The organism is Mesorhizobium sp. M0848, assembly GCF_040319805.1.
GTDB lineage: Bacteria > Pseudomonadota > Alphaproteobacteria > Rhizobiales > Rhizobiaceae > Mesorhizobium.
Map to the genome: position 1 here is coordinate 96466 of NZ_JAMYOM010000026.1, position 21353 is coordinate 117818.

The 21353-nt window shown below is 63.6% G+C and carries 21 protein-coding genes; 5 read left to right on the forward strand and 16 right to left on the reverse strand.

What is annotated here, in order from left to right; translation table 11 throughout:
- Window positions 1–10 precede the first annotated feature (10 nt).
- The 3 genes from NKH95_RS26480 to NKH95_RS26490 all read right to left on the reverse strand — a co-directional run bounded on the left by NKH95_RS26480 (window position 11) and on the right by NKH95_RS26490 (window position 2867).
- Complete coding sequence (locus NKH95_RS26480; RefSeq protein ID WP_128304525.1) at window positions 11–442, reverse strand: DUF4437 domain-containing protein; 432 nt, start codon at window positions 440–442, stop codon at window positions 11–13.
- A gap of 171 nt (window positions 443–613) precedes the next feature.
- Window positions 614–1585: an AraC family transcriptional regulator gene (locus NKH95_RS26485; RefSeq protein WP_352893728.1), complete on the reverse strand. Its 972-nt coding sequence runs from the start codon at window positions 1583–1585 to the stop codon at window positions 614–616.
- Between the two features lie 298 nt (window positions 1586–1883).
- Entirely contained in the window at window positions 1884–2867 is a 984-nt protein-coding gene (locus NKH95_RS26490; protein ID WP_352612890.1) for an AraC family transcriptional regulator, read from the reverse strand.
- A 92-nt stretch (window positions 2868–2959) separates the two neighbouring features.
- Here NKH95_RS26490 and NKH95_RS26495 point away from each other — a divergent pair, with 92 nt between their 5' ends.
- Window positions 2960–4174, forward strand: a complete 1215-nt coding sequence (locus NKH95_RS26495; RefSeq protein ID WP_352893730.1) for an MFS transporter — start codon at window positions 2960–2962, stop codon at window positions 4172–4174.
- A 96-nt stretch (window positions 4175–4270) separates the two neighbouring features.
- Here NKH95_RS26495 and NKH95_RS26500 read toward each other — a convergent pair whose 3' ends face one another.
- Window positions 4271–4618: a GFA family protein gene (locus NKH95_RS26500; RefSeq protein WP_023812455.1), complete on the reverse strand. Its 348-nt coding sequence runs from the start codon at window positions 4616–4618 to the stop codon at window positions 4271–4273.
- 106 nt (window positions 4619–4724) lie between these two features.
- Between NKH95_RS26500 and NKH95_RS26505 the strand changes: the two genes are divergently transcribed.
- Window positions 4725–6020 carry an amidase gene (locus NKH95_RS26505; RefSeq protein WP_128304521.1) on the forward strand — a complete coding sequence of 432 codons (1296 nt, stop codon included), beginning with the start codon at window positions 4725–4727 and terminating at the stop codon, window positions 6018–6020.
- 18 nt (window positions 6021–6038) lie between these two features.
- On the opposite strand, the gene NKH95_RS26510 is transcribed toward NKH95_RS26505, so the two are convergent.
- From NKH95_RS26510 to NKH95_RS26530, 5 genes are read right to left on the reverse strand one after another with little or no spacing between them, the layout of a single operon-like run.
- A complete protein-coding gene (locus tag NKH95_RS26510) occupies window positions 6039–6425 on the reverse strand; it encodes a hypothetical protein (RefSeq protein WP_128304520.1) in 387 nt (128 codons plus the stop codon).
- A 42-nt stretch (window positions 6426–6467) separates the two neighbouring features.
- Window positions 6468–7448: a hydroxyacid dehydrogenase gene (locus NKH95_RS26515; RefSeq protein ID WP_128304519.1), complete on the reverse strand. Its 981-nt coding sequence runs from the start codon at window positions 7446–7448 to the stop codon at window positions 6468–6470.
- A gap of 5 nt (window positions 7449–7453) precedes the next feature.
- Complete coding sequence (locus tag NKH95_RS26520) at window positions 7454–8170, reverse strand: FadR/GntR family transcriptional regulator (RefSeq protein WP_023812459.1); 717 nt, start codon at window positions 8168–8170, stop codon at window positions 7454–7456.
- Between the two features lie 2 nt (window positions 8171–8172).
- The gene (locus NKH95_RS26525) at window positions 8173–9342 is read right to left on the reverse strand and encodes a mandelate racemase/muconate lactonizing enzyme family protein (protein ID WP_023812460.1); all 1170 of its coding nucleotides are present in this window, start codon (window positions 9340–9342) and stop codon (window positions 8173–8175) included.
- 60 nt (window positions 9343–9402) lie between these two features.
- Window positions 9403–10290, reverse strand: a complete 888-nt coding sequence (locus NKH95_RS26530; RefSeq protein ID WP_023812461.1) for a sugar phosphate isomerase/epimerase family protein — start codon at window positions 10288–10290, stop codon at window positions 9403–9405.
- 398 nt (window positions 10291–10688) lie between these two features.
- Between NKH95_RS26530 and NKH95_RS26535 the strand changes: the two genes are divergently transcribed.
- The 3 genes from NKH95_RS26535 (at window position 10689) to NKH95_RS26545 (ending at window position 13973) form a co-directional block, all read left to right on the forward strand.
- Window positions 10689–11744, forward strand: a complete 1056-nt coding sequence (locus NKH95_RS26535) for a sugar phosphate isomerase/epimerase family protein (protein WP_128304518.1) — start codon at window positions 10689–10691, stop codon at window positions 11742–11744.
- A gap of 148 nt (window positions 11745–11892) precedes the next feature.
- Window positions 11893–13080, forward strand: coding sequence for a Gfo/Idh/MocA family protein (locus tag NKH95_RS26540; protein ID WP_127295124.1), 1188 nt, complete (start codon window positions 11893–11895; stop codon window positions 13078–13080).
- A 41-nt stretch (window positions 13081–13121) separates the two neighbouring features.
- A complete protein-coding gene (locus NKH95_RS26545) occupies window positions 13122–13973 on the forward strand; it encodes a sugar phosphate isomerase/epimerase family protein (RefSeq protein ID WP_352774977.1) in 852 nt (283 codons plus the stop codon).
- Between the two features lie 263 nt (window positions 13974–14236).
- Here the strand turns inward: NKH95_RS26545 and phnE (NKH95_RS26550) are convergent, their stop codons facing one another.
- The 7 genes from phnE (NKH95_RS26550) to phnK all read right to left on the reverse strand — a co-directional run bounded on the left by phnE (NKH95_RS26550) (window position 14237) and on the right by phnK (window position 21177).
- Window positions 14237–15604, reverse strand: a complete 1368-nt coding sequence (phnE, locus tag NKH95_RS26550; protein ID WP_352774975.1) for a phosphonate ABC transporter, permease protein PhnE — start codon at window positions 15602–15604, stop codon at window positions 14237–14239.
- A 2-nt stretch (window positions 15605–15606) separates the two neighbouring features.
- Window positions 15607–16563 (reverse strand): phosphonate ABC transporter, permease protein PhnE, encoded by a 957-nt coding sequence (phnE, locus tag NKH95_RS26555; RefSeq protein ID WP_128306075.1) that lies wholly within the window; start codon window positions 16561–16563, stop codon window positions 15607–15609.
- A gap of 57 nt (window positions 16564–16620) precedes the next feature.
- Entirely contained in the window at window positions 16621–17529 is a 909-nt protein-coding gene (phnD, locus tag NKH95_RS26560; RefSeq protein ID WP_352799298.1) for a phosphonate ABC transporter substrate-binding protein, read from the reverse strand.
- A 92-nt stretch (window positions 17530–17621) separates the two neighbouring features.
- Complete coding sequence (phnC, locus tag NKH95_RS26565; protein ID WP_352893732.1) at window positions 17622–18479, reverse strand: phosphonate ABC transporter ATP-binding protein; 858 nt, start codon at window positions 18477–18479, stop codon at window positions 17622–17624.
- Between the two features lie 277 nt (window positions 18480–18756).
- The gene (locus NKH95_RS26570) at window positions 18757–19374 is read right to left on the reverse strand and encodes a DapH/DapD/GlmU-related protein (RefSeq protein ID WP_128306073.1); all 618 of its coding nucleotides are present in this window, start codon (window positions 19372–19374) and stop codon (window positions 18757–18759) included.
- Window positions 19371–20078 (reverse strand): phosphonate C-P lyase system protein PhnL, encoded by a 708-nt coding sequence (phnL, locus tag NKH95_RS26575; RefSeq protein ID WP_023812471.1) that lies wholly within the window; start codon window positions 20076–20078, stop codon window positions 19371–19373. The genes NKH95_RS26570 and phnL overlap by 4 nt, the downstream gene beginning before the upstream one ends.
- Window positions 20079–20400: 322 nt before the next feature.
- Window positions 20401–21177, reverse strand: coding sequence for a phosphonate C-P lyase system protein PhnK (phnK, locus tag NKH95_RS26580; protein ID WP_023760811.1), 777 nt, complete (start codon window positions 21175–21177; stop codon window positions 20401–20403).
- Window positions 21178–21353 lie beyond the last annotated feature (176 nt).

The following is a 21353-nucleotide window of genomic DNA, read 5'->3' on the forward strand; positions in this document are numbered from 1 at the left end:
GCATCCCAGCCTATTTCTGGAAGTAGGTTTCGTAGGGCGTGTCGTTGATCAGCAGGATCACGCATTCCGTGTCGGAGACGCAGGCGTCGTCATGCATCTCATCGGCCTTCTGGGTCCAATAGGATCCAGGAGGCAGTTCGACCTTGGTCGCCTCGCCGCCATCCATCTGCCAGTGCGCCCACAGCCCCTTTATGACCACCGCGCGATAATCCGCGGTATGCGCATGGACCGGTGCACGCCAGTTGCCGGGAACCTTCAGCAACGTGCCTGCCGGGCCCTTGGCCCGCTCGCCCCACAATGGGCCAAGACGATGCGGCTGGTCGGGTACTTCCGCCACATAGGGGATCTTGTCGGCCGGCAGGTAGCTGTCCTCGAGGGCAAAGGCGCGCCCGGGAACCGCAAGCATGACGGCGAGTGCGATGACCTTCGGATAATTTGGCATTGGTTCTCCTCTTCGGACCGACTGGACGCCGGCCTCTCGCTGCTTGGTTCTGGCAAGCTATTGCATGCGGGTGGCCCGGCAATGGCATTGCGTCCGGAAGGCTTGGCAAATCATCCAGACCCGGCAATTCATCCAGACCCGGCAATCCACGGCCGCGGATCCGGGATCGCCTCAGCGGTTTTCGGAGGTGCTGTCGACAGTGCGCAGGTGGCTGGGCGCGATGCCTATGATGCGCTTGAACGCCCGGCTGAACGACGCTTCGGAATCGTAACCCAGTCTGGCGGCGACCACTGATACCCGCATCCGATCGTCGATCAGCCATTGCCGCGCCTGGTGCATGCGTATGTGGGCGACATATCTCGCCGGTGTTTCGCCAACGATGGCCGTGAAGCGTTCGGCGAAGGCCGATCGCGAGGCGCCCATTTCGCGCGCGAGCGCTTCGACGGTCCAGTTCCTGTCGGGTTGCAGATGAATGGCGGCAAGTACGCGGCCGATGTCGCGATCCTTGATCGCCGCGATCCAGCCCCTGGTGTCGCCGCCACTGTTTTCTGCCCAGGAACGGATGATGCTTGCAGCCAGCACGTCGGCCAGTCGCGCCAGCATGCCGCCAGAGCCGGCCCGGTTCATTGTGATTTCGCCGGCCATGGCTTCCAGCAGATGCGGAATACCTGGCTCGCCAGCCATCAATTCCTTGGCGCGCATCATGTCCGGCATCATGCCCAGCAAGGGGTGCGACCCGTCCAGGTTGAAGTGCATGCTGCCGCAAAACAGCAAGGTTTTCGGGCCGTGGCCGCCGTTCGAGACATTGAAGACATTGTCCTGCAAAGGCTCGACAGTGTAGCTTTCGATCGGCACGGCCGGAATGCCAGGCGCGCTGGCAACGACATGCTCGGCACCGCGCGGCAAGAGCAATGCATCGCCGGGTGTCAGCTCAATCCATTCCCCGGCTGGCGAAAACAGCCAGCATTGGCGGCGGCCGATAAAGTGAAACCTTGCTGCCTTCTGGGCAGGAAACAACACGGCCCATGGGTCTGAAAGTTCGCAGCGGCCATAGTCGACGCCATCAAGCCGCAATCCGCGCAAGATGTCGGTTAGCGGACCGTCCGAGGCCGGGAAGGCAGTCTTGGGCGAGGTGAAAACCATGCTGATTTCTCTAGCCTGGAATCACCAGTCCGTCACGGCCTCCATGCGTCAGCTCAGGGGCAACAAACTCGGGCCAACGGGTTCCTCCGCCGGGGCGTCGGCTGACGTAGCATCAAACGCAAAACCCACCTGTGCGGCGGGTCACTGGCGCAAATCAGCACCATGGGCAAAAATGTAGCATAGCTGAGGTCACCGAGTCAAGAAAAAATTCCTATCGCGAAAAGCTGCCGGCAAAAAAACTGCCGGGACCGCCGAACTGGGTGCTGCCTTTGTCAAGCTGAGTTCGGAACCCTGTGCGTCAGCTGGCCTGGCGGATATCGGCCTGTTCCTCGGCCCGGAGATGGCTGGGCGCCGAGCCGATGACGCGCTTGAAGGCGCGGCTGAAGGCGGCGTCCGATTCATAGCCGAGACGCGCCGCAACGACGGAGATCTTAATCCGGTCGCGGACCAGCCATTGCCGTGCCTGATGCATTCTGACCTGAGTGACATATTTTGCCGGGGTTTCGCCGACGATGGTGGCGAAGCGATCGGCAAATCCCGATCGCGAGGCGCCCATCATCCTGGCCAGCGACTCGACCGTCCAGTCATGGTTTGGCTCGAGATGGATGGCGGCCAGCACGCGGCCGATTTCCGGGTCCCTGACGGCGGCGATCCAGCCGGAGGCGTCGCCGCAGCCGCGCTCGACCCATGAGCGGATGACGGTGGCGGCCAGTACGTCGGCCAGCCGCGCCAGGATGCCGCCGGAGCCGACGCGCTCCATCGTCACCTCACGCTCCATCGATTCCAGCAGATGCGGAATGCCGGGCTCATAGGCTTCCAACTCATGCGTGCGCATCACATCCGGCATCATGCCGAGCAGGGGGTGCAGGCCATCGAGATTGAAGTACATGCTGCCGCAAAACAACAGGGTTCCCGGCCGGCAGCATTCCGACATGCCTTCGTTCGACGTGCAGTAGACGTCCTTGCAGACCTCCTCGACTTCGTAGCCGTGGATCGGCCAGGCCTGGGCGCCGGGCTCGCTGGCCAGCACGTGCGCCGCACCGCGCGGCAGCAGCACCGCGTCGCCTGCCTTGAGTTCCACCCATTCGCCGGATGGCTGCTTCAGCCAGCAGCCTTTGCGGCCGATGAAATGAAACCGCGCCGCTGGCTGGGCTGGAAACTGAATGCCCCAGGGTTCCTTCAGTTCGAAGCGGCCGTATTCGACGCCATCGAGGCGCAAGCCACGCAAAATGTCGGTGAGCGGGTCGCCAGTGATCGGAATTTTGGACGAATTGTCAAGCATGATGGGGTTTCTAGCATGGAAGCTCCAGGTGGTCACTCCCTATGTTGCGTTGCAGCCAAATGCTGCGCTGCAAAACAACTCGGAGACTGACCATGGCCGAACAGGCGACAGGCGTCATCGACGCCACACTTTTGAACCCTGCGGACTCCGACGAACGAACCGAGCCGGCCTGGGGCGCCGTTGTTTCGCTGGCACTTGGTGTTTTTGGCCTCGTCACCGCTGAATTTCTCCCCGCCAGCCTGCTGACGCCGATGGCGCGTGATCTCGGCGTCAGCGAAGGCGTGGCCGGACAGGCGGTGACGGCAACCGCGATCGTCGGAGCCATTGCCGCACCCACCATGGCCATCATCACCAGGCGTATGGATCGCAGGCTGGTGATGTGGATGCTGACCGTATTCCTGATCCTGTCCAATCTTCTGGCCACCTTTGCCTCATCGCTGCCCGTGCTTCTGCTTGCCCGTGTCGTGCTCGGCGTAGCACTTGGCGGCTTCTGGGCGATGTCGGCAGCGATGGCGCTGCGGCTGGTGCCGATGCGATTGATGCCGCGCGCCATGTCGATCATCCTGACCGGCGTCTCGCTGGCGACCGTCTGCGCGGCGCCGGTCGGCGCTTACGTTGGTGACATCTGGGGCTGGCGCACGGCATTCATGATTGCGACCGTCGTCGCCGCCCTGGCACTGTTGGTGCAACTGGCCACCATTCCGAAATTGCCTCCCGTGGGTGTTGCAAGCTTCCGCACCTTGCTCGACGTGCTGAAGCGTCCGTCGATCAGGGTGGCGCTGCTGGTCGTGCTGCTGGTCGCTTCGGGACACTTTGCCGGCTTCACCTATGTCCGTCCGTTCCTCGAGAAGGTGCCCGTGCTCGACATCGAGACGATCTCGCTGGTGCTGCTGGCCTATGGCATTGGCGGTTTCTTCGGCAATGTCGCCGGCGGCATCCTGGCCGAGCGCAGCCTCAAGGCAGCCGTTGCGCTGGCGCCGTTGCTGATCGCAATGGCCGCCGCCTCGATGCTGATTTTCGGGGCTTCGCCGACGATCGCCGCTGCCGACGTCGCGGTCTGGGGCTTTGCTTTCGGCGCGGTGCCGGTCGGGCTGCAGAGCTGGCTGGTGCGGGCCGCGCCCGATCAGGCAGAAAGTGCCGGCGGACTGATGGTGGCGACGTTCCAGGTGGCGATCGCGCTCGGCGCCGTCTTCGGTGGCCTGCTGGTCGACCACACCGGCGTCGCCAGTGCCTTCGCCTATTGCGGCGCCGCGACATTGCTGGCGGCCATCGTTGTGTTCCTGCGCGGCCCGAAGCAGGCCGAGTAGCCTGGCCGCAATCAGGCTTCCCTGACACTGCGCGTCGGCCCGAGAACCATCACGGCTTTCGGGCCGGCGCCGTTGTGATGGCAGGGGCGAACAAACTCAGGCCGACCGCCCGTCGAAATCGAAAACCGACAGGGTCGAGGGGTCGAGATCGGCCACGCAGTTGATGTTGATGTAGGCACTGCGTTCGCTGCCTTCGCGGACATCCTCCGCAAAGGGATGGATGCCGCAGGCCCGGCAGAACCGGTGCGCGATGGCATGATTGCCGAATGTGTAGGTGCCGAGATCGTCGCCCCAGGCCAGGACCTGCAAGGTCCCGTGCGGGATGGCACACAACAGGGCGCCCTTGCGCGAGCAGATCGAGCAATTGCACCGCAAGGCGCCCGTCAGTTCGGCCTTGAATTCGAAGGCGACCTTGCCGCAGTGGCAGCTGCCTTTGTAGAGCATCGGATTTTCCTCGCATTAGACAGGGTGCAAAACCGCCTGCGCCGGGTTAAGTCTCGGCAAGCCATGCCCCAAGGACGTTCAAGGCGTTCGGAGTCCGACACCGAAAATGCAATCCGTTCGTGATCATCTGGAAACCATTCTCGCGCGCCTCGCCGCCCGTGCCGGCGAAGAGCGCGTGTTCACGAAGCTCTATGCCGAAGCCGCACGGGCCGCGGCTGATGCCAGCGATGCCCGCAAGCGGGCAAGTGTGACGCTAGGGCCGCTCGACGGCACCATCGTCTCGATCAAGGATTTGTTCGATGTCGCCGGCGAGCCAACCACGGCTGGCTCGCTGATGCTTAGGACCGCAGCACCTCCGCTGCGCGATGCCGTGATCGTCAGCCGGCTGCGGCAAGCCGGCGCGGTCATTATCGGCAAGACCAACATGACCGAATTCGCCTTCACCGCGATCGGCGACAACCAGCACTATGGCACGCCCGGCAATGCCGTGGACGCCAGCCGCATTCCGGGCGGATCTTCCTCAGGCGCCGGCGTCTCGGTCGGTGAGGCGACGAGCGAAATATCGATCGGTTCCGACACCGGCGGTTCGATACGCATTCCGGCTTCACTCAACGGTGTCGTCGGCTTCAAGCCGACTGCGCGGCGCGTGCCTCTTGCCGGCGCGTTCCCGCTGTCCGCCACGCTGGACTCGATCGGTCCGCTTGCCCGAACCGTCGCCCAATGTGCCGCCGCCGACGCCGTAATGGCCGGTGAAGTGCCGACCGCGCTGACGCCGATTGCCCTTGCAGGGCTTCGCGTCGGCATTCCACGCGGCGTTCTTTTCGAAGAGACGGAAGACGAGGTGGCGACCGCGTTCGACCGCTGCCTTGGCAAGATCGAACAGACGGGCGCGCGGATCGCCGACCTGTCGATCGACGATCTGCTTGCCGATATGCGGGCTGCCACCAAGCGGGGTTCGATCGCTGCGATGGAAGGGGCCGAAGTGCATGCCGACTGGCTGGCGACAGGGGCTTCGGTGCCGGTCGACCCGCATGTCAGCGGACCTTTGTCGCGGGCGGCAATGCTGCCGACGCCTGTCTACATCAGGGCAATGCGCCGCCGCACAGCGCTCGTCGCCGCCATGGACGAGCGGCTGGCATCGGTCGATGTGCTGGCTCTGCCGACCACGCCGGTGACGGCGCCGACCATCGTTTCGATGTCTGACGATGCCGAGTTGCGCGACCGCACCGAAGGCCTGCTGCTGCGCAACACGCAGGTCGCCAACCAGTTCGATCTCTGCGCAATCTCGCTGCCGATGCCGGGCACGGCGCTGCCCGCCGGATTGATGCTGGTGGCGCGCAACGGGCACGACCGGCGCCTGCTGCGGATTGCTGCTGAAATAGAACAGCTGCTTGGCGCGTGACCAGGGCTGACCTGCCTATCAGCGCGACGAACAGTGCTTGCGTTCGCTGTCCTTGGCGGTCCGCACAATATGGGTCGCGACCAGCCAGGGGAGATTGTGCTCCTTGCCGGTGATCGTCTGGGTGCGGTGCTCGATCGAGCCTCTGACGACGATCTTGCCGGCATAAAGCGCGTCGGAAAGATCGGTTATCGCCTTGTCGGCCTGCGGCAATCCGCTGGGGTCGATCGACACGCCCTTGATGATCGTGCCGGTGCCAAGGTCGAGCGCGCTGTTCGATGGGCAGGGCGCCTTGAAGCAGCGCAGCCCGTTGTCACAATAGACATAGCTGCTTTCGGCCGCGAATGACGGCATGGCGCAGAGCGAACACACGACGGCTACCAGGGATGCGAGGCGTGGATCGGACATGGCTCTCAACGTCGCGGAGAATTGGGGCGAAACCGCGATGTGTTACAGGCTCTCCGGAAACCGCCGCCGGTAGTGATCGACCACTTCCGGATTGCGCAGATTGACCGGCAGCTTGTTGGCCAGCACCAGCAAGGCTTCACCCGCCGCGCCGACGCCCATGCGCATCATCGATTCTTCGGTGATCCCGGCCATGTGCGGCGTGATGATGACAGTGTCGAAGCCGAAATAGGGATGATTCGACGGCAGCGGCTGCGTCGCAAACACGTCGAGCGCGGCGCCGCCGATACGGCGTTTCTGCAACGCCTCGATCAGCGCGTCGTCGTCGATGACCGGTCCGCGCGACACGTTGATCAGCAGCGCATTGGGCTTCATTCGGGCGATCCGCTCACGGTTGATCAGGCCGCGCGTTTCCGGCGTCAGCGGGCAGCAGAGCACGATGATGTCGCTCTGCTCGACCAGCGCGTCGATCGACAGGAAGCCGACCTTGTCCGGCGCCGGCTGCATGCTGCGCGTCGTTGCCACCACCTTCAAGTCGAAGCCGTGCGCGGCGATATGGCCGACCGCCTGGCCGACGGCACCGAGGCCGACGATGCCGATCGTCTTGCCGGCAAGCTCGATGTTGGAATTGGCGTGCTCGCGGCCGGCGAGCCAGCCTTTGGTGCGCAGGTCGCGGTCGACGGCGCGGAAATTGCGCAGCAAAGCAAGCGCCGCAAACATGACGTGCTCGGCAACCGAGCGGGCATTGACCGCCGGCACGTTCGCCACCAGCACGCCGGCGACGGTCGCTGCTTCCATGGGGATCATGTCGAGCCCGGCGCCATGGCGGATTGCCGCCTTCAGCAGCTTTGCGCCGTCGAAAAGCTGTGGTGGCAGCGGCGCGCGCACGATGACGATCTCGGCATTTTTAGCCTCGGCGGCCAGCGTGGCCGGATCGATGGCGGAGGCGACGACGAGTTCGCCGGCGCCTGAGAGCATGGCCGAGGCGCGCGGGTGCAGGGCGTGGGTCGTGAGGATACGGGCCATGTCGGTCAGGCTCTTTCGAGCGCCGGGCTTTGCGGCTCCTCGCCATGGCCCTCGATCAGGCCTTTCCAGTAGCTCTCAGCCCCTTGAAGATGGGCGCTCATCAGCGCCTGGGCGAGATTGCCGTCGCGGCGCAGCAGCGCCTCATAGATCTGGATATGCTCGGCATGCGAGCGCAGGTTGCGCTCGGGGTCGTTGAAATAGATCGGCAGGCGCTGCTCGCCCATCATGTAGTAGACGCTGCAGACATTGTGGAAGACGCTGTTCTTGGTGGCGCGCACGATTTCGAGGTGGAATTCGCGGTCTTCCCTGGCAAGCCCTTCACCGGCGGCGATGCGCTCTTCCGAAGCCTTCAGGATTTCGCGCAGCCGCTCGAAATTCTCCTCGGTGGCGCGCGAACAGGCAAGTTCGGCCGCCTTGATCTCGTGGATCTTGCGCAGTTCGACCGTCTCGTAGATCTGGATCGGGTCGAGCGGCAGGCCTGCGCGGGCAAAAAGCGCCATGGCCTCCACACTGGCCTGCTTGGTGTCGATGTAGATACCGGACTTGGCTCGACGCTCGACGATGCGCATGGCCTCCAGGATGGCCAGCGCCTCGCGGATCTGACCGCGGCTGACGGCGAAATGCTCCGCCAGTTCGCGTTCCGAAGGCGTTCGGCCGCTCTCCTTGTCCGAATGGGAGAACAGGTAGGCAGCGAGTTCTGCGAGGAGGTTCTTTTCTTTCATCGTCAACCGCGTTGCGCGTGCGCCTCCAGGAACCGCTCCGAAATGGTGAATCCCAGACCCGGTTTTTCCGGGATCGCTATCATACCGTCCCTGGCTTCGACAGTCTCTTCGACCAGATCATGGATCATCGGGTTGGCGCCAAGCGAATATTCGACGGTGAAACTCGACGGCGAGGCGGCGCAGACATGCAAGCCTGCGAAAAAACAGGGCGCGCCGGCCCACAAATGGGGTGCAAAGCGCAAATTGAAGGCGCTGGCGATGGTGCCGATCTTCATCGCCTCGCTGATGCCGCCGCAGAAAGCGGGATCAGGCTGGAAGATGTCGGCGGCTTTGAGCACGGCAAGGTCGCGGAAGGCATAGCGTGTCGCCTCGCTTTCGCCGGTGGCGATCGGGACGGCACCTGACGCCCGCACTTCAGCCATGCCGGGCTTGTCGTCAGCGATAATAGGTTCCTCGAACCAGGCGAGGTCCAAATCGTTGACAAGGTGGATGAAGCGCTTGGCCTCGGCCACCGTGTAGGTGCCGTGCGCGTCGACCATCAGTTCGACATCGGGGCCGAGCGCCTGCCGTGCGGCCCGCACGCGGGTGGCGGAAATGTGTGCCGCGCCATCCATGGCGCCAACGCGCATCTTCAGTGCCTTGAAACCGCCCTTGGCGATATAGGACTTCAACTGCTCGCCGATGGCGTCGGCGGCTGCCCAGCCGCCGGACGCATAGGCCGGCATGCGATCGAGCTTGCGGCCGCCGAGCAGCCGCCAGACCGGAACGCCAAGCGATTTGCCAAGAATGTCCCACAGCGCGATGTCGACGGCGCTGATGGCGGCGATGCTCATGCCGCGCCGCGCCAGTTGCGGCATGGCGTGGCCGCCACGCGCGGCGCTGTCGTGGCGCACGCCATTGTAGAGCATCTCCCATATGACGCCGATGTCGGCCGGATCGCGGCCGACCAGTTGCGGCCCGACCTCATGGTTCAGCATGTGGACGAGCGCACCGTAGCTGCCGGCACTGCCAGCGGCGTTCTTGCCTTCGCCCCAGCCGACCAGCCCGTCATCGGTCTCGATGCGCAGGATGGCGGCGTCGAAGGTCGTCACCTGACCGAAGTCGCTGCGGTGCTGCCGAGCGGCTTCGATCGGAACGCGGATCCACCAGGCTTGGACGGACTTGATACGCATATTCTTCCCCAGCCCCGCCGCCGGTCAGGGCGGAAGGGCGAATTTCCCAGAGGCAGTCGACTACTTGATCAGCGGCAGCAACGTTTCGGCGTTGATGCGCATCTGGTCGGTGTAGAATTTCTCGGTGAGCACGCTGGAGCCGTGGTCCTGGATGAACTTCAGCTGCTCGGGCGAGATGTCGACCGGATTGCGCTCGACCATGTCGGGATAGGGGGCTGCCGGCGTCCGGTCGACGGGCGCGACGAACTCGTTGGTCAGCGCGCCGTCGTAGCCGATCTCGCGCAAGGTGGCGACGATCTTCGGCCAGTCGATCTGGCCGAGGCCGGCGGCAAACCGGTTGTTGTCGGCGACATGGAAGTCGAACAGGCGCTTTCCGGCCTGCCGGATCGCGTCATAGACGTTAAATTCTTCCATGTGGATGTGATAGGCATCGAGGCAGACGCCGCATTCGGGGCTGACCGCGTCGGCCAGAGCGAGTGCCTGGGCGCCGCGATTGAACAGATAGGTCTCGAAGCGGTTGAGCGGCTCTACCGCGATCTTGACGCCGACCTTTTTGGCGTGGGTGAAGCATTCACGGGTGGCGTCGACGACCCACTTCCATTCCTCTTCTTCGGTCCCGTCAGGCACAACCTTGCCGACGGTCGCCGGAACCAGCGTGATGATCTCGCCATCGAGTTCGCTGACCATGGTCAGCACGTCCTTGACATATTGAACGGAACGCTCGCGCTGGCCCTGGTTCCTGGCGGCAAGGTTGCGCTCGCCCAGCATCAGGGTCACCGCGCCCCAGCAGCGAATACCATGCTCCTTCAGCAACGCCCGGGTCTCCTTGGTCTTGTACTGCTCGGGCTCGCCGGAAATCTCGATCGACTCATAGCCGAATTTCTTGATGCGCTTGAGCGTCGTCTCCAAGGGTTCCGCGCGCATCCAGTTGTGCGTCGAAAGATGCATGGTCTGTCCTTCCCAACTCGTCTCTATGGTTCGCCTGCGACATGCATCGCCAAAAGGCGACACAAAGGTTCCTCCCCAAGGCGTTCCCAGCCTTTTCTCGCAAACTGGTTCGACCAATTGGGCCTGAAGCGAGGTCTACAGCAAATTCTCCAGATCGGCAAGAAGCGCTGGGATGCAACTTTCTCTGGGGATTATTTGCTTGATTATATTGAGATATATAGGCCTGCACCGGGTGATTTTAGGGTCTTGGTGGCGCATTGCATGGCTTGACCAAATTTCCACATTTGGTAATACCAGAATGGCGGTGCGTGCAAGCACCCGTTGAGAAAAGACCAAAGTGGCTGGCCCTGTTTCCAATCGGCGCTATGCTCGGTCGAGAGAAATGAGGGAGGATGCCGATGCCGACGACAATGAAGGGCCCTGGGCTGTTTCTGGCGCAGTTCGCGGGCGACGCCGCGCCGTTCAACTCACTGGCGTCGATCACCAAATGGGCGGCCGGTCTCGGCTACAAGGGCGTGCAGATCCCGACCTGGGACGCGCGGCTGTTCGACCTCAAGAAGGCGGCTTCTTCCAAGGCCTATTGCGATGAGGTGAAGGGCATCTGCGCGGATGCCGGCGTCGAGATCACCGAGCTGTCGACGCATCTGCAGGGGCAACTGGTGGCGGTGCATCCTGCCTATGACGCGCAGTTCGACGGCTTTGCGCCGGCTTCAGTGCACAACAATCCCAAGGCACGGCAAAAATGGGCGGTCGAACAGATGGAGTTCGGGGCCAAGGCCTCGAAGAACCTTGGCCTCAAGGCCTCGGTCAGCTTCTCGGGAGCGCTGGCCTTTCCCTACCTCTACCCCTGGCCGCAGCGGCCGGCCGGGCTGATCGAGGAAGCGTTCGCTGAGCTCGGCAAGCGCTGGAAGCCGATCCTCGATGTCTATGAGGATAATGGCGTCGATATAGGCTACGAGATTCATCCCGGGGAAGACGTGTTCGACGGCGCCACCTTCGAGATGTTCCTCGATGCGGTCGGCGGCCACAAGCGCTGCAACATCAATTACGATCCGTCGCATTTCCTGCTGCAGCAGCTCGACTATCTCGAATTCATCGACATCTATCACGAGCGCATCAAGGCGTTTCACGTCAAGGACGCAGAGTTCAACCCGACCGGCCGGCAAGGCGTCTATTCCGGCTATCAGAGCTGGACCAACCGTGCCGGCCGCTTCCGTTCGCTGGGCGACGGACAGGTGGATTTCGGCGGCATCTTCTCCAAGCTGACACAGTACAATTATGATTCCTGGGCGGTGCTGGAGTGGGAGTGCTGCCTGAAGCATCCGGAGGATGGTGCGGCCGAGGGCGCGCCTTTCATCGAGCACCACATCATCCGCGTGACCGAAAAGGCATTCGACGACTTCGCCGGTGGCACCACCGACAAGAAGTTGCTGCGCGCCATGATGGGAATCTGACGCGGTTTCCCCTCCCCTCGAGGGGAGGGTGGCCCGAAGGGCCGGGAGGGGTCGGTTCATGCCGAACTCTGCCTCAACGACCCCACCCGATCCGCTGCGCGGATCGACCTCCCCTCAAGGGGAGGTGAGCAACAGCGAGGAGCAAGATATGGTCGGCGCATCGAAGTCGGAAACGGGAGGCGGCCCGATCCGCTATGGCATGGTCGGCGGCGGGCAAGGCGCTTTCATCGGCGCAGTGCACCGGATCGCGGCGCGGCTGGACAATGATTTCGTGCTGGTTGCCGGTGCTTTGTCAGCCGACCCGGCCCGTGCCAAGGCCTCGGCCGCCGAACTGGGGCTCGACCCCGCACGCAGCTATGCATCCTATGCCGAGATGGCCAAGGCCGAGGCGAAGCGCCCCGATGGCATTGAGGCGGTGGCCATCGTCACGCCCAACAATGTCCATGTGCCAGCGGCAAAAGCTTTCCTCGAGGCCGGCATCCACGTCATCTGCGACAAGCCGCTGGCGACGACGCTCGCCGAAGCAAAAAAGCTTGCGGCGATAGTCGAGAAGACCGGCAAGGTGTTCGTGCTGACGCACAACTACACCGCCTATCCGATGATCCGCCAGGCGCGCGAGATGGTCGCCAAGGGTGTGCTCGGCGACATACGCATCGTGCAGTCCGAATATCCGCAGGACTGGTTGACCGAGGACCTTGCCGCGACAGGCCAGAAGCAGGCGGCGTGGCGCTCCGACCCCAAGCAGGCAGGCGCCGGCGGCGCGCTGGGCGATATCGGCACGCATGCCTACAACCTCGCCCGCTTTGTCTCGGGGCTGGAACTGGACTCCCTGTCGGCCGATCTCGACGCCTTCGTGCCGGGCCGGCTACTCGATGACAACGTCAACGTCATGCTGCGCTTCAAGCCGGTCGGCAAGACGCACCCGGCCAAGGGCATGATCTGGGCAAGCCAGGTGGCGCCCGGCCATGAGAACGGGCTGAAGCTGCGCATCTATGGCTCGAAGGGTGGGCTGGAATGGGTGCAGGCCGACCCGAACTATCTCTGGTACACGCCGTTCGGCCAGCCGAAACAACTGATAACCCGCAATGGCGCCGGCGCGCTGCCGGTGGCGGGCCGTGTCAGCCGCGTGCCGTCAGGCCATCCCGAGGGCTATCTCGAAGGTTTCGCCAACATCTACCAGGAGGCCGCGCGCGCTATCCGCGCGGCACGCCGCAAGGGCGGCAAGCCGGCCAAGGACGTCGTCTTCCCGACCATCCAGGACGGCGTCGAGGGCATGGCCTTCATCGAGGCCTGCGTGAAGTCATCGAAGAAGAATGGGGCGTGGACGAAGCTCTGAAATAGAGGCGGTCCGGGGGATCCAAGGGGAGGGGGGCGTCGATGAAAATCGGCATGTGCATGTTCTTATGGACGACGGCCGTGTCCAAGACACACGAGCCGCTGTTGCGCGACATCAAGGCAACCGGTTTCGATGGCGTTGAGATACCGATCTTCGCCGGCACGCCCGACGACTACAAAAAACTCGGCGAACTGCTCGACCGCATCGGACTGGAGCGGACCGCGGTTTCAGCGATGGGCGATCCCCGGATGAACCTGATCTCGGCCGATGCGGCAACGCGCAAGGCCGGTGTCGATTATATGAAATGGGCGATCGACTGCGCCGATGCGCTTGGCGCCAGCACGCTGAGCGGCCCGCTGCATTCGACGCTCGGCGCCTTTTCCGGCTCCGGGCCGACGGCCGCCGAGAAGAAGCGCTCCGTCGCCTCGCAGCGCGCTATCGGCGACCATGCCGGCAACAAGGGCGTTACCATCGGGCTCGAGGCGCTGAACCGCTTCGAATGCTACCTGCTCAACACGATGGCGGACCTGTCCGAGCATATCGATGCCATCGACCGGCCGCACATCAAGGCGATGTACGACACCTTCCACGCCAATATCGAGGAGGCCGACCCGATCGATGCCTACACAAAACACCGCAGGAATGTCGTTCATATCCACATCTCGGAAAACGATCGCGGCGTGCCGGGGCGCGGCAACATTCCGTGGAAGGAAACATTCTCGGCCATTCGCAAGAGCGGCTATGACGGCTGGCTGACGATCGAAGCGTTCGGCCGTTCGCTGAAGGATTTGGCGGCGGCGACCAAGGTGTGGCGCGATTTTTCCGAGAGCCCGGAAGCGGTTTATCGGGATGGGTATAAGCATATCAGGAACGGGTGGAGGAAAGCCGCTTAGGCACCCTTCGTCATGGTGGGACGGAGCAAAGCCTTCCAACACACCTGCCGCCGCGTTCCTTCACACCCCCCTCTGTCCTGCCGGACATCTCCCCCGCAAGGGGGGAGATCGGATGTCCGTCGGCCTTCGCTAATCTTCGGCGTTGGAAGGACGGCGCCGTCAGCGGAACCGCCCAATCTCCCCCCTTGCGGGGGAGATGGCCGGCAGGCCAGAGGGGGGTGCTGTCCCGCCGACTTTTCGCCCAATTGTGCACCACAGGACGATCACCCCTGCTCGGCCTGGATCCTGTTGTAGTCGTGGATCGTCTGGCTCAGCCGGCGGCGCAGGAAGTTGGAGATGTTGTCGAAGATGAAGACAACGGCCAGGATCAGCAGCACCATGTAGAAGACGTTGGCCCAGTTGGAGTTGGTGCGCATCGCTTCCCACAGCTTCAGGCCGATGCCGCCGGCGCCGACAGCGCCAATGATGGTGGCGCCGCGGGTGTTGGATTCCCACTGGTAGAGCGTCTGGCTGATGAACACCGGCACCACTTCCGGCAGCACGCCGTAGCGCTGCACCAGAAGGCCGTTGGCTCCGGTCGAGGTAATACCCTCGCGCGGTTTGTCGTCGATGTTCTCCAGCGCCTCGGAATAGGTTTTGCCGAGCGTGCCGATCTCGGTGAAGAAGATGGCTGCACTGCCCGCCAGCGGTCCCGGCCCGAAGGCACGGGTGAAGAACAGCGCCCAGATCAGCATGTCGATGGAGCGCATGAAGTCGAAGAAGCGCTTGAGCACCTGGTTGACCAGCCGGCTGGGCGTGATGTTTCGGGCGGCGAAGAAGGCCAGCGGGAAGGCGACGATGCCGCCAAGCATGGTGCCGAGAAAGGCCATGACGATGGTCTGCAGGAGCTTCGTCCAGACATCGCCATGCTGCCACTGGGCGTTGTTCCAGATGTTGTCGCCGGCCAGCGCCAGATTGGACGTGCCTGGTTTCAGTTCCGGTCCGGAGACGATCAGCGAGGCGACTTCGCTTGCCGACTTGCCGAAGAAGGGCGAGCGGGTGTCGAAGACGAAGTTTGCCCAGCCGAGAAATCGCTTTCGGATCCTGACGCGGTCAACGGCGACACGGGCCTCGCCGGCAAAGCCCATGTCGGCGACGACCTCATCTTCATGCGCGGTGATCCAGCCGGGTACCGGCCCCGAGATCAGCGGCTTGCCGGTGCCAAGCGCGACCGCAACGGTCTCACCATGGGCAATTATCGTCGCCTGCGTCTTGGCGAAGGTGATCGAGTTGGCGGTGCCGTCGATAAGGACCGTCACCGAACCATCGGCATTGGTCTTGACCCAGTCCGGATCTGGATTCGGGCCGAGCACCGAGAAGCGTGGATATTTGGCGGTGATCTGCGGTTCGTCGAGGCGGAAGATCGGCTGCACGTCGTAGCTGATCCACTGGGTCAGAAACAACGGCAGGCGCTCCCAGTGCGATTCCCGCATGACCTGCGGCAGGTTGAAGAACCACAGGGCATAGAGCAGGTAGAGGAAGATGCCGCCAAGCAGCATCAGCGGCCCGAAGCGCTTGTGGAACGGCCGCTGGAACACCTGCGGGAAGCGCTCTTCGATCGACTGGATTTGATCGGCGGTCAAGGCAGCCATGGTCAAGCCCCCACCACGAAAGCCTGCTCGCCGACCAGCTTGCGGCGCAGCCAGGCGGAGAACTGGTCGACGATGAAGATCGTCGTGAACAGGAGCAGCACGAGAGCTATCGTCTTGGCGCCGAAGCCGCGCGAGATCGACAGCTTCAACTCCTCGCCGATGCCGCCGCCGCCGACCGCGCCCATGATGGTGGAAATGCGGACATTTATCTCAACACGCAGCAGCGTGTAGGACATGAAGTTGGGCAGCACCTGCGGCAGGCCGGCAAAGCGCACCCGCTCGAACCAGTTGGCGCCGACAGCCCTCAGTCCTTCCTCGGCGCGCATGTCGATGTTCTCGTTGATCTCGTAGAACAGCTTGCCCAGCGCGCCGATCGAATGCAGGCCGATGGCGATGATGGCGGCGATCGGGCCGATCGAGACGATGGCGGCGAACAGGCCCGCGATGACGATCTCGGGAAAGGCGCGCAGCAGCTCCATGAGGCGCTTGACGATCAGCCGCAGCACCGGATGCGGCGTCAGATTGCGCGCCGCGATGAAGGAGAACGGCACGGCGAAGACGAAGCCGATGAAGGTCGAGACCAGCGCCACGTTGAGCGTGGTCAGCATCAGCTCGAAATATTCGGGGATGTAGAAGCTGTCCCAGACATACGAGCGGCCAAGCGGAAAGTTGAATTCCTGGGTGCCGGTGTCATGCGGGGAAGCGATATCGAACATCGCCCGCCAGACATCGTTCCAGTCCTTGGGGACGAGCCAGCTCAGGAAGTCCAGCAAATGCGGCAACCGGTCGAAGAAATGCCCGGCATTGGCCTCGTCGGCGAACCACATGGTGCTGCCAAGCGCGATGATGAGAAGGCCGACACCGATGGCGGTGTAGAGCCGGCGCAAGGACGTCTGGCGACGCCAGGCGTCGGCCATCTGGTGAGTGGCGCCGGAAGGGGCTGTCACGGAAAGGGTCATGATCGGACATGCAAGAAGGGCGGCGTTTTATCGACGCCGCCCTTCCTGATTTCGCCGTTAGCCGCCAATGGCTGCCTTACGGGCTTCGACGATGACGTTGTAGAAGTCCGCCTTGACCGGGACGTAGCCGGTAAAGTCGCCGCCTTCGACGCCTTCGAAGCAAGCCTTGTCCTTCTTCGGCAACTGCGTGAAGAAGTCGGCGAGCTTGGCGGTCATTTCGTCGCGGAGCGCGGTGCGCACGACCAGCGGGCCGTTCGGGATCAGGCCCGAGCGCCAGACTTCGACGAAGTCGTTGGGGTCGACGGCGCCCTTGGCGACTTCCTTGTGGAAGGTGCCCGAGGTGTAGCCGTCCTTGAAGTCGCCGATACCGGAGGAATCGTCCACCGCCACATCGACCTTGCCGTCGCGCACGGCCAGAACGTTGTTCTCGTGGCCGCCGTTGAACTGGGTCGAAGCGAAGAAGGTTTCGTTCGAAGCGCCGGTGTCCTTCGGGATCTGGGTCAGCGGGATCAGATAGCCGGAGGTAGAATCCGGATCGGCGTAGCCGAGTTTCTTGCCCTTGGCCGACTTGATATCGGTGATGCCGGAGGATTTCAGCGCCAGGCCGATCGAATAGTAGCCGGTGGCGCCGTCGGTCTGCTGGGTGGTGAGGATCGGGGTGACCGCCTTCGGGTCCTTGAGAGCGATGCTGGCGTAGCCGGAAGCGCCGAGTTCGGCGAAGTCGAGCGTGCCGCCAAGCAGGCCCTGGATCACGCCGTCATAGTCGGCAGCGGGGAACAGCGAGACCTTTTCGAAGCCGAATTCGGCCTTCAGATGGTCGGCGAGGCACTGGTAGTTGCGCAGCCGGTCGGTTTCGTTTTCGCCGCCGAGAATGCCGACGCGAAATTCCTTCATGTCGGCGGCATGGGCCATGCTGGTCGCCATGGCGAGCACCGAAACGGCGCTGAAAACCATCTTCCTGAACATCTGTAATCTCTCCTGTAGGTTCCGGCCCCGCGCCGGCAGCGTTCTCGATTTTGACAGGTGCCCTTGACGCGGGCTGTCGATCCAGGCCGCTCTCAGTATCCCGGGAATGCGGGCTCGAGCGGTCCGGCGGATGCGGCGATCTTTCGGCTGAAGGCAACGCTGGTCGAGGTGATGGCCTCGGAGATTTCCTGGCCATTGCTGTCGGCGCCGTAGACGAGACGCACGGCCTCGCGGTTGAGTTCTTCCGGCGGGCCGTCGAAGACGACCTTGCCGGCGGCCATGCCGATGATGCGGTTGCAGTAGGTGCGGGCGGTGTCCAGCGTGTGAAGATTGGTGACGACGGTGATGCCGTCGCGCAGATTGACGTCCTGCAGCGAATCCATCACCACCTTGGCGTTGAGCGGGTCGAGCGAGGCGATCGGCTCGTCGGCGAGGATCACTTTGGGCTGCTGCATCATGGCGCGGGCAATGGCGACGCGCTGCTGCTGGCCGCCCGACAAGGTGCCTGCGGGCTGCAGCGCGATGCGGGCAATGTCGAGCCGCTCGAGTGCCGCGACCGCCTCGGCGCATTCGGCGCGCGAGAACATGCCGAACAGGTTGGTGATGGTCGAACGGTGGTTCAGCTTGCCGAGCAGCACGTTGGTCAGCACGTCGAGGCGCGGCACCAGGTTGAACTGCTGGAAGATCATGGCGCAGTCACGCTGCCAGCGCCGCAGCGGCGAGCCGCGCAACTGGGAAACCTCGGCGCCGTCAAAAAAGATCGATCCCTGGCTGGGATCGATGAGACGGTTGATCATGCGAAGAAGGGTCGATTTGCCGGCGCCCGAACGGCCGATAATGCCAACCATCTGACCCTGTGGGATGGCGATGTTGATGTCGCTGACGGCGGTGTTCTTACCAAATCGGCGGCTGACACCGCGGATTTCGAGCGTGGCGGAATTTGCTGACATGGGGCAGGTTCCAGTCTGGACCATATTGATCGTCAGGCACTCGCCTAACGCAGCCACATGAACCTGCCGTGTCGCGGTGATGTCAGTTTTGTTACGCTCCACAGGTGTGGAGTTATGGCCGGCCCAGGGCCAGCAGGTCCTCGAAGTGCTCCATGTCCCTGAAGCCGCAGAAGGCGGGAGTTTTGATTTCGATCACGGGAGCCTGCTGCTCGAAAAAGCTTGAGAGAGTCATCGAACAGGTCCTGCCATGTGGCTGCCATGACGATGATGTGAAGAATTATCCTTCGTATTTTTCCAGGAAGGCCTCGGCCGATAGTTCCCGGAAATCGTCGAGCGAAGCGCGCAGCCTGGCATGATCCCAGTCCCACCAGGCAAGCGCCTGATAACGGTCGGCGGTGCGGCGGTCGAAGCGCTCACGGATCGGTTTGGCCGGCACGCCGGCGACGATGGTGTAGGGGGCGACGTCCTTCGAGACGACGGCTCCGGCGCCGATCGCCGCGCCGTCACCGACGGTGACGCCGGGCAGGATGGTCGAGCCGTGGCCGAGCCAGGTGTCGTGGCCGATGGTGACTCGCCTGGCGCGACGCTGGGCGAAGAATTCTGTCTCGTGCTCGGCGTCGTCCCAGTAGTCCGAGGCGCGATAGGTGAAATGGTGCAGCGTTGGCCGCCAGGTCGGGTGGTTGGTGGCGTTGATGCGCACGCTGGCGGCGATGTTGGCGAACTTGCCGATCGTCGCGCACCAGACGGCGCAGTCCTGCATCATGTAGGAATAGTCGCCAAGCTCGCTTTCCGACACCCGGCTGCGGTCGGCGATCTCGGTCCAGCGGCCGAGCGTCGAATTCTGCACATCCGCCGTCGGATGGACCAGCGGCGTCTCGGACAATTTCCTGGTCATGCGGCGATTTTTCCGGGAGCGAAAGCGGTGACGTCGATGATGCGGTCGGCAACCGCCTCGCGTACGTCGTGGTCATGGAAGATGCCGAGCAGCGCGACATCAGCCGCCTTCTTGGCGGCGATGAGTTCAATCACGACATCGCGGTTTTTGGCGTCGAGCGAGGCGGTCGGCTCGTCGAGCAGCAGGATCGGATGCTCGGTGATGAAGCCGCGTGCGATGTTGACGCGCTGCTGCTCGCCACCGGAGAAGGTCGCAGGTGGCAATGCCCAGAGTTTCTCCGGCAGGTTGAGCTGCGCCAGCAAGGCGCGTGCCTTGCCGCGGGCAATCTCGCGATCCTCGCCGCGCTCGACCAGCGGTTCGGCGACGACATCCAGCGCCGAAACGCGCGGCACGGTGCGCAGGAATTGGCTGACATAGCCGATCGTTTGCCGGCGCACGGCAAGCACGGTGCGCGGGCTGGCAGTGGCGAGGTCGATCAGCCCGTCATCGTGGCTGACGATGATCTGGCCTTCGTCGACGGCGTAGTTGCCGTAGAGCATCTTCAGGATCGAGCTCTTGCCGGCACCGGACGGGCCGCCGAGCACGGTGCATTCGCCGGCCCTGATCGAGAACGAGACACCGGCGATAACAGGCAATTTGATGCCGTCGCGCAGATGCATGGTGAAGCTCTTGGCGACGTCTGAGACAACGAGGGGCGTCGGCATCAGAAGGTCCTCCAATCGCTGTTGGTTTGCGGGCCAGCACCCCCCTCTGGCCAATGCAATTGCATGTGCGGAATAACGGTGAAATCTCGAAGCGGGTGTTTGCGAGGTGTCGGCGCGAGGCACCCCCCTCTGTCCTGCCGGACATCTCCCCCGCAAGGGTGGAGATTGGCAGTTTCACCCGCAGCGCTTTTCTTGCAGCCTTGGTAATTGGTGAAAGCAGCAGGGACAGCCGATCTCCCTCCTTGCGGGGGAGATGGCCGGCAGGCCAGAGGGGGGTGCCTCGCGCCAAGGTTTCGCGAACACGCGCTTTGAGACTTCATCGTCAAACCTGCAGAATCGAGGAAACGAGCAACTGGGTGTAGGGCGCGCGCGGGTCGTCGAGCACGCGGTCGGTGAGGCCGCTTTCGACGACGCGGCCGTCCTTCATCACCATCATGCGCTGCGACAACAGCCGCGCCACGGCAAGGTCATGGGTGACGACGATGGCCGCCAGGCCGAGATCGGTGACCAGCCCGCGCAACAGATCGAGCAGGCGCGCCTGGACCGAGACATCGAGGCCGCCGGTCGGTTCGTCCATGAACACCAGACGCGGGCCGGTGACGAGGTTGCGGGCGATCTGCAGGCGCTGGCGCATCCCGCCGGAAAAGGCGCGCGGTTCGTCGTCGATGCGGTCCTCGTCGATCTCGACGCGCGACAGCCAGTCGACCGCGGTGGCGCGGATCTTGCCGTAGTGGCGGTCGCCGACCGCCATCAGCCGCTCGCCGACATTGGCGCCGGCCGATACCGTCATGCGCAGGCCGTCGGCCGGGTTTTGGTGGACAAACCCCCAGTCGGTGCGCATCAGGAAGCGGCGCTCGGCCTCACTCATGCGGTAGAGTTCGCGGAACTGGCCATCGCGCATGCGGTAGCTGGCGGTGCCGGAGGAGGGCAGCAGCCGCGTCGACAGGCAGTTGAGCAATGTCGTCTTGCCGGAGCCGGACTCGCCGACCACAGCCAGGACTTCGCCCGGCCACAGGTCGAAGGAGACGTTGTCGCAGCCGACGCGCGAGCCGTAGAATTTGGAAAGTGCCGAGACGCGCAGCAGCGGTTCGTCGGTCATTGCTTCTCCTTACCCTCCCCCTTGTGGGGAGGGTCGGCGCGCAGCGCCGGGGTGGGGGTTGAGTGGGCCGTGGATTGGTCAAGACCCCCCCCCCCCTGGGGGCCCCCACCCCCCCAAGGGGGGGGTGGGGGGGTTGGCCGCGTGTGGGCAATGGTGGGGTGCGGGGCGCAGAACAA